General features: G+C 71.8%; 2 protein-coding genes. Both read left to right on the top strand.

Annotated features, from left to right (window positions below; all coding sequences use genetic code 11):
* On the top strand, positions 1–763 hold a 763-nt coding region (locus ACFW9D_RS05405), incomplete at its 5' end, for an amidohydrolase family protein (RefSeq protein ID WP_384618057.1).
* Between the two features lie 138 nt (positions 764–901).
* Complete coding sequence (locus ACFW9D_RS05400; protein WP_384618054.1) at positions 902–1,903, top strand: agmatine/peptidylarginine deiminase; 1,002 nt, start codon at positions 902–904, stop codon at positions 1,901–1,903.
* Positions 1,904–2,082: the final 179 nt, after the last annotated feature.

Genomic DNA, 2,082 nt, shown 5'->3' with positions numbered 1-2,082 from the left:
GAGGGTCCAGGCGCACAACCCGCACCTGCGGGCCGACGCCGCCAGGGCCCGCGCCCGCATCCGCGCGGGCACGATGGGCGCCGAGGACGTGCTCCACGACCTCGGCGCGATCGGCATCACGTCCTCCGACGCGCAGGGCATGGGCCGGGCGGGGGAGACCGTCCGCCGTACGTTCGCCATGGCCGGGAAGATGAAGGCCGAACTCGGCCCCCTGGACGGCGACGGGGAGGGCGACGACAACGCGCGGGTCCTGCGCTACATCGCCAAACTCACCATCAACCCCGCCATCGCGCACGGCCTCGCCCACGAGGTCGGCTCCCTCGAGGTCGGCAAGATGGCCGACCTCGTGCTCTGGCGACCGCCGTTCTTCGGGGCGAAACCGCAGATGGTCATCAAGTCCGGCTTCCCGGCCTACGGCGTCACCGGCGACCCGAACGCCGCCACGGACGCGTGCGAACCCCTGGTCCTGGGCCCGCTGTTCGGTGCCCATGGAGCCGCACCGGCCGAACTCTCCGTCGCCTTCGTCAGCCGCGCCGCCGCCGAGTCCGGCCTTTCCGGGGGGCTGCACGGCATGCCGGCCACGCGGCGCAGGCGCGTGGCCGTACGGGGAACCCGAGGCATCGGCCCGGCCGACCTGCTGCACAACGCACGGCTAGGGCAGGTGGACGTCGACCCGCGCAGCGGCCTCGTGACACTCGACGGGGATCCGGTGCGCTCCGAGCCGGCACAGGAAGTCCCGCTCAGCCGCCTGTACTTCCTGTGATCCGGCACCGGCGTCGGCAGCTTGATCGACCGCAGTCGAAGTCTCGGAGGCAGGCCTTTTCTTTTGACCGAAGTCTTGACTGAATTTTCAGTCAACATCACCATGCTGTGCACACCGCGAAACGAAGAGAGACCCGTGATGACCGCATTCCGTATGCCCGCCGAATGGTCCGAGCACGAGCGGTGCCTGATGGCCTGGCCCGTCCGCGAGGACCTCTGGGGCAGCGTGCTGGACGACGTCAAGGAGGAGTACGCGAACGTCGCCCGGGCCATCGCCGCGTTCGAACCGGTGACCATGGTCGCGCCGCCCGGCCACGGCGAGGAGGCCCGTGCGAGGTGCGGCCAGGACGTCACCGTCGTGGAGATCGCACAGGACGACTCGTGGTTCCGGGACTCCGCCCCGCTGTTCGTGCTCGACGGTGACGGCAACCGCGCCGGAGTGGACTTCCGCTTCAACGCCTGGGGCCGCAAGCACCACCCGTACGACTCCGACGACCGGATCGGCGCCCTGCTCCTCGACCACCTCGGCGTGGACCGCATCCACTCCGGCATGATCCTGGAGGGCGGGTCCGTCACGGTCGACGGCGAGGGCACGCTCATCACCACCGAGCAGTGCCTGCTCCACCCGAACCGCAACCCGGAGATGAGCCGGGCGGAGATCGAGGCGGAGCTGAAGTCCCGGCTCGGCGTCCGCAAGGTCGTCTGGCTTCCGTACGGCGGTCTCCTCGACACGGAGACGGACGGGCACGTCGACGGCGTCTGCGCGTTCGCCGCTCCCGGCAAGGTCGTCGTCTCCCTGCCCGACGACCCGACGCACCCCGACCACGCGCGGATGCGCGCCAACCGCGCCGTTCTCGAGGCGACCACGGACGCCCAGGGCCGGCCGTTCGAGATCGTCGACGTCCCGCAGACCGCGTTCGCCGAACTGGCCGGCGAACGGATCGAGGTGTCGTACCTCAACTACTACGTGGCCAACGGCGGCGTCGTCGTCCCGGTCGCCGGCCTGCCCCAGGACGAGGACGCTCTCGCGGTCATCGCCGCGGCGCACCCCGGCCGCAAGGTCGTCGGGGTGCGGGCGCTCGCCATCGCGTTCGGTGGCGGCGGGGTCCACTGCATCACCCAGCAGGTCCCGTCCGCCTGATCAGAGACCGGACTGCTCGGGGCGGGCCCTCAGGGCCCCCCCCCCCCCCCGACCCCCCCGCCCCCCCCCCAATCCCACACCGCCCGCCCCGCCCCCCGCGCCCCCCACTGGCTCGGCACGGACGACCTGGGACGCGACCAGCTGTCCCGCGTCCTCGTCGGCGTCACCGCGTCGATGCC

The sequence above is a fragment of the Streptomyces sp. NPDC059524 genome, assembly GCF_042749255.1.
Lineage (GTDB): Bacteria > Actinomycetota > Actinomycetes > Streptomycetales > Streptomycetaceae > Streptomyces > Streptomyces xanthii.
The sequence above is the reverse complement of the archived record's forward strand: the minus strand, read 5'-3'. Positions and strand labels throughout refer to the sequence as shown.